Source organism: Clostridium sp. LS (assembly GCF_002760435.1).
In the GTDB taxonomy this organism is placed as follows: Bacteria; Bacillota; Clostridia; order Clostridiales; family Clostridiaceae; genus Clostridium.
Genome location: NZ_AUUU01000137.1, coordinates 1 through 6,038 on the forward strand (window position 1 = coordinate 1; position 6,038 = coordinate 6,038).

Here is a 6,038-nt window from a genome sequence, read left to right on the forward strand (position 1 = left end):
ATTATTCCCTTTTTAACTTCTTCTACTATTAAATCATAAGCTTTTGCCCATACTTTGCTTGTTTTATCAGTTTTGTCTTCTAGGAAACTAGCATCTCCTTCATATAACTTATAATTTTTTTGTATAAAGTTTCTTACATCTATACCTTCCTGCCAAGTTCCGCCTTTGAAACCTTCCCATTGTTTAAACATAATTACTTTCCTCCTTTATACTATATGATTAAAAACTTTGTTAATTTTTAATCAATTAATTCATACCATTATTGTATACTTTAAATCATATTTTGTCAATGATACTATTTATCATTTAACAATAATTTTTACTTTTTTACATCTGCTTCTACTTTGTGTCTTATTATTAAATATTAGCTACTCGAATCAATTCATACAATATATAGTATATCAATTATTATGTTAAATACAATATGCTGTATCTAAATATTTCTTTGTATTTTAATTTTTATTTAGAAGCTCTATGCTTTTCATTATTTTTTTAATAATATTAATTAATTCTAACATCCAGACTCCTGAAATATAAATATCAAAGAAATTATTATCGTATTTATATCATCTTATTTTAAAAAAGTTTGTTTATTTTATAACATTTGTATTAATTATATTTTCTATGCATAATTAATCTGATTAAGATTATACTAGTTATGTATTGTCAACCATTTTTAAATGTTTTAACATATTTTTAACATTTTCAAAAAATAATTGACACAAATCCATGGTATAATCTTCTTACGAAAATTATTTATACATAATTAAAAGGAGCGAAAAAGCATATGCTAAGGAATAAAAAGATACTTATATGTTCTTTTTTAGGACTAATTTTATCACTTTCACTTATTTATCAAATTCTTTCATATTTTAATTTTTTTCGAAAAAACATAACTATCATTAACAAAACTCTCTATTCAAACTTGCTCCCGGAAGATAATTTTAAAAGTATTTATACCCCAAAGATAAAGTTTGCAGATAGAGCAGTTACCAAAATTTCTGGCATACGCTTAGATATATTAAATGAAACTAATATTACTAATGTTCCTATGCTGCTTAAAGCTCAAAGATATTATGTTCCACTTAGTTTTATTTGTGCTAAACTTAATTATACTTTAGATACATCTAATAACTCTATTTCAATATCTAATAATAGTAACACTATTTCTCTAACTGAAACCTCTTACGAGAAGAATTCTAAGACAGGCTCTCTTAGGGGTAACTTAATTAGCAGTAGCGGTAATTATTATATTTCAATTTCAGATATAGAAGAGTTATTTGATTTAATTGCTGTGTTTGATTTCCAAAACAAGAAAATTAGTTTACTTCCTAACGATGTTAAGGCACCGGAAGAATCTTCTATATTGTATAGCGATAAAGTTGCATTAATTAGATTTGAGGACTTTGGCTGTGGCTATTCTAATATTGTTGATAAAAATCAAACAAAGGTAAAAATCATGACAAATTTACTTTATTCAAATGGTATGAAATTCCACGTATCATGGATACCTAGGTTTGTTGTTCCTTCTGCTAATTTCGATAACGATTTATTAACAAATGATAATATAACAAATGTTGGATTTGTAAATTTATTGGATTATATACTTAATAAAGGTGGGGAAATTGGCTTACATGGGTATACACATCAATCTGGCAATGATGCAAGCGGCAATGGCGAGGAAATGTCTAAAGATGTAAATAGTACTGAAGCTGAAACTCGAGCTGTAATTGAAAAGGGAATAGACACCGCTAGTGCTTTGAATTTACCTATGTCATATTACGAAAGTCCACATTATAGAGATACTGTGGATCAAAAAAAGATAATCAGTGAATATTTCCAATTTGTATACGAGCCTTATGATTATTCAAAATCAAAAAACATTTATAAGCCTGATAATTCTCACTTATTTGTTCCTACACCGTTAAGCCGTATATCTGATCCATCAAAGGATACAGAAACTATAATAAATAAACTTAATGATAATGATCCTGATATCCTTAATAGCTTTTACTATCATCCATCTATAGAAATAAATTACATAAATTTTAATATAGATGGAAATAAACTAAATGTAACATATGATGTAACTTCACCTCTTCAACAAATTGTTAAAGCTCTTAAAGATGACGATTATACAACTCTTCACATTGATGAGCTTATAGATAAGTAATGTGATTCTATATTTACTTATATATAAGCCCAAAAGTGGTGTTTTGCTGAAATGACTTTGTATTTCTTCTTCTGTAAAATATATCCCCCTATAATCTATTAATAGGTTATAGGGGGATAGTAAATTAAGACAAAAGTATAAAACTAATTTTTGTAAGTTATATTTCAAAAATATTTTTAACATCTTCTAATATACCGAAATTTGTAAAATCAAAGTGAAGCGGAGTTAAAGTAACGTAGCCTTTAGATAGATAGTATAAATCCGTCTCATCCTTTTCAATATCATTTCTAATTCCTTTAATTGTATATACCTTATCTTCACCATTGCATTCCAAGAGAATATATTCTGTTTTGTACGTAGTTTTTCCTATTTTACACACTTTAATTCCTTTTATTTCACTATCATTTAAGTTAGGAATATTTAGATTTAATACAATATCGCTTTTTAAGTATCTTTCTTTTGCTATATTTAAAATCTTCATTGTCCACTTTACAGCTTTTGAATAATCTTCGTCATCTTTTTCATAATCTACATCCATAGATACTGCAATAGATGGAATTCCATAAACCGCACCTTCTATTGCTGCTGAAACTGTTCCCGAATATAAAATATCAGTTCCTAAGTTAGGTCCTTTATTTATTCCTGATATTACAATATCTATGTTATCATCTAAAAGAGACAAACCAACCTGAGTACAATCTGCAGGAGTTCCAACCACGCTATACGCTTTGCAGCTTAATCCTTCAATAAATTCTTCTTTTATTTTAATTGGATTGTGTATTGATATAGAATGACTAGAGGCACTTTTTTGCTCCCTAGGCGCAACAATTATTACATTATGCTTTTTAGATACTTCTTCCGCTAAAGAAATTATTCCTGGCGCATTTATTCCATCGTCGTTAGTAATCAAAATATTCATAAGCCCTCCTTGTAACCTGTATTATATATATTTTCTTTATTCTATATTAGGCATTGCTGAAAGAACTAAAGTGATAGCAAAACAAAGAAAGAGAATACATATATATGCAGCAGACATTGAAAAATAAGCTGCTACATATCTTAATGGTAAGTTGTTCCATGTCTGCTTGTCATGCGCTTGTCGCAGGAGCATGCAGACGTGGATGCAACTTGACCTTTAGATATGCTCAGCGAAATTTTTCACAGTCCTGAGAAACATATATGTATTCTCTTTCGATTGTTCATTGCTTCACTTTAAGTTCTTCGCAATACCTTTATTTTGCACCATATTGTTTATAATAATCATCTATTCTCGCTTTAATTTCATCTGTTATTAGGATAGTTCCATTAACTTCTTTGTTGTATAAGTATTCAATAACTTCCGCCATTGTTACTATGGCACAAGTCTTAAATCCAAATTTTTCTCTGATTTCAACTAATGCTGATTGTTCACCTTGCCCTCTTTCCATTCTATCTACTGAAATTATAAGACCTTTAACATTAACATCCGCTTGGCTTTTTAATATTGGCATAGTTTCATAAATTGAAGTTCCTGCTGTTGTAACATCTTCAACTATTAATACTTTATCTCCATCATTTAATTTACTTCCTAGTAGAATTCCTGTATCTCCATGGTCTTTTACTTCTTTTCTGTTTGAGCAATATCTTACATCAATATCAAATGAGCTAGACAACGCAATAGACGTTGTAACACTTAGCGGAATCCCTTTGTATGCTGGTCCGAATAATACATCATAATCGTCTCCAAAGTTTTCTTTTATTGCTTCTGCATAAAATTCCCCAAGTCTTTTTAACTGGCTTCCTGTTTGATAATTACCTGTATTAACAAAGAACGGAGTCTTTCTCCCACTCTTAGTAACAAAATCTCCAAATGTTAATACTCCACATTCTATCATAAAATCAATAAACTCTTTTTTATATGCTTTCATTAATAATTCCTCCTAATATATTATTTTAATTCACATAATTTATATTAAATACAAAAAATCTTCCTTCAATTTAAAGGAAGACATAATACGCCTAAGAATATATTAATAGCTTCCTTACTGATTTCTCGAATCAATTTAAAGGATTTATTTTATTAAACCTAAGATACCATTAAATTTTATTCTTGTCAATTTAAAACCAAATAATATTTTTACTTAATTAAGCTTGTTTTATGTTAAATCTTATTTTAAAGTAAGATCACTAACTTTAACTTTAGGATGAGTATAGCGCTTTCTATTTTGTGTTTTATTAGAGTAATTAATAGCCTGAGTTGGACACCATTGAATACATGCCATACATTGTTCACAGTTATTTTTCCACAGAGGCTTGTCCTCCACAATCTCTATATTTTTTACAGGACATATATTTTTGCATATTTTACAGTTTGTACATTTGTCATTAACATTAAACTTTTTGTCCTCATTTTTAAAATTGTTTATTTTATCTATAACTTTTTCGTCAAGTAATTTTGATATAAAACTAGGGTCTATATTATCTGTGCTTTCTTTTCTTTCTATCTCGGAACTAATTTTTAATATAATTTTTTCTTCTCTCTTATATATAAAGTCGCAGATAAGCTTAGGAAATGCTCCATAATTAACAATATAATTACCTGGCATTCTTATACCAAACTCAGCACTTAATCGTCCACCACATTTATTTATTACTTCTCTAAGATCCTTCATTGCCATACCTGAACTACCACCATAGGTACTAACTCCAAAAATATATTGCTCTGGTTTATACTGACCTTTCCCTAGAAATTCTTTCATAATATTAGGCATATGATTATAATAAACAGGAAATACAAATCCTATTCGTTCATATACTATACCACTTCTAAAAGTGTTTTCTAAATTTGTAATGTGTATAACTTCTGTATCATTTAACATTGTTCCTATATGTGACGCTACTACAAAACTATTTCCTGTTCCACTAAAATAAAATATTACATTCTTCACTTTGTCTTCCCCCTTAAATTTTGAAATTTAAACACTTATATTTCAAAATTATTATATATCTTAATTAATCTATATTCAATAGTTTTGAAATATTGTTTAGTATATTTCAAAAACTTTATGTTATAATTTTCTTAAGAAACTATATACGGAGGAACAAATGAATAATTTTGAAATACGAACAAATAAAAAAAAATCAGCTATAATTGATGCTGCTAAAGAATTATTTAGAGATAAAGGCTTTATAAATGTAAGCATCAAAGAAATCGCCTCTAAAGCTAATGTTTCCCAAGTTTCCATTTATAATTATTTTGGAAGTAAAGATGCTTTAGTCGGCGAATGTGTCAGCTCCCTAATGAATGATATTATAGAGCAAGCACGTGATATCCTTTATAGTAAAATGGATTTTAAAGAGAAATTAGTAAGGGCATTATCTTTATGTTCTGATAATTTAAGCAGTTCTTTCAACGAATATTTTAGCAGAGAAGCCTTAAAAGATAGTTCTTTGCTCAAACTTTTAACTGAATCTTTAACTAAAGAAAAATTAAAGCTTTATAAAGAATATATTGATGCTGGCAAAGAAGAAGGAGTGATAGATAAGACTTTATCCACCGAAACAATTTTAAAACTTCTTGAAATAATTTTAATTAATTATAATGATTTTAATGTTTCATATTGTTATCTTGAAGAAATTCAAAAAATATTCTTTTATGGAATATTGATTAGATAACAATAATTATAAGATCGGTATTTTACAGTTGATAATAAAAAAATCGTAAGCGACTGTGGAGCTGGAGATTTTTTTTGCATCTGCCTTTTCGAACGCATGTGAGAAAAATCTGCACATTCGAAATAACAGCTATGCTGCATATAAGAACATTTTATGCAGGCGAATAAGATTTCTTTTTTATTCTTTTTCCATACAAAACCTAATTAAACAG

The 6,038-nt window shown here is 28.0% G+C and carries 6 protein-coding genes; 2 read left to right on the forward strand and 4 right to left on the reverse strand.

Annotated elements, in window-relative coordinates; all coding sequences use genetic code 11:
• Positions 1–191, reverse strand: a 191-nt coding sequence (locus tag COL3_RS24085) for a hypothetical protein (protein ID WP_143327564.1), incomplete at its 3' end; no start/stop codon positions are given.
• A gap of 596 nt (positions 192–787) precedes the next feature.
• Here COL3_RS24085 and COL3_RS24090 point away from each other — a divergent pair.
• A complete protein-coding gene (locus tag COL3_RS24090) occupies positions 788–2,173 on the forward strand; it encodes a DUF2334 domain-containing protein (protein ID WP_008425168.1) in 1,386 nt (461 codons plus the stop codon).
• Positions 2,174–2,330: 157 nt separating this feature from the next.
• On the opposite strand, the gene surE is transcribed toward COL3_RS24090, so the two are convergent.
• From surE to COL3_RS24105, 3 genes are all read right to left on the reverse strand, one after another.
• Complete coding sequence (gene surE / locus COL3_RS24095; protein WP_008425169.1) at positions 2,331–3,092, reverse strand: 5'/3'-nucleotidase SurE; 762 nt, start codon at positions 3,090–3,092, stop codon at positions 2,331–2,333.
• Between the two features lie 313 nt (positions 3,093–3,405).
• Entirely contained in the window at positions 3,406–4,080 is a 675-nt protein-coding gene (gene pyrE, locus COL3_RS24100; protein WP_008425171.1) for an orotate phosphoribosyltransferase, read from the reverse strand.
• A gap of 240 nt (positions 4,081–4,320) precedes the next feature.
• Complete coding sequence (locus tag COL3_RS24105; protein ID WP_008425174.1) at positions 4,321–5,100, reverse strand: EFR1 family ferrodoxin; 780 nt, start codon at positions 5,098–5,100, stop codon at positions 4,321–4,323.
• A gap of 157 nt (positions 5,101–5,257) precedes the next feature.
• Between COL3_RS24105 and COL3_RS24110 the strand changes: the two genes are divergently transcribed.
• Complete coding sequence (locus COL3_RS24110; protein WP_008425175.1) at positions 5,258–5,827, forward strand: TetR/AcrR family transcriptional regulator; 570 nt, start codon at positions 5,258–5,260, stop codon at positions 5,825–5,827.
• The last annotated feature ends 211 nt before the right edge of the window (positions 5,828–6,038 follow it).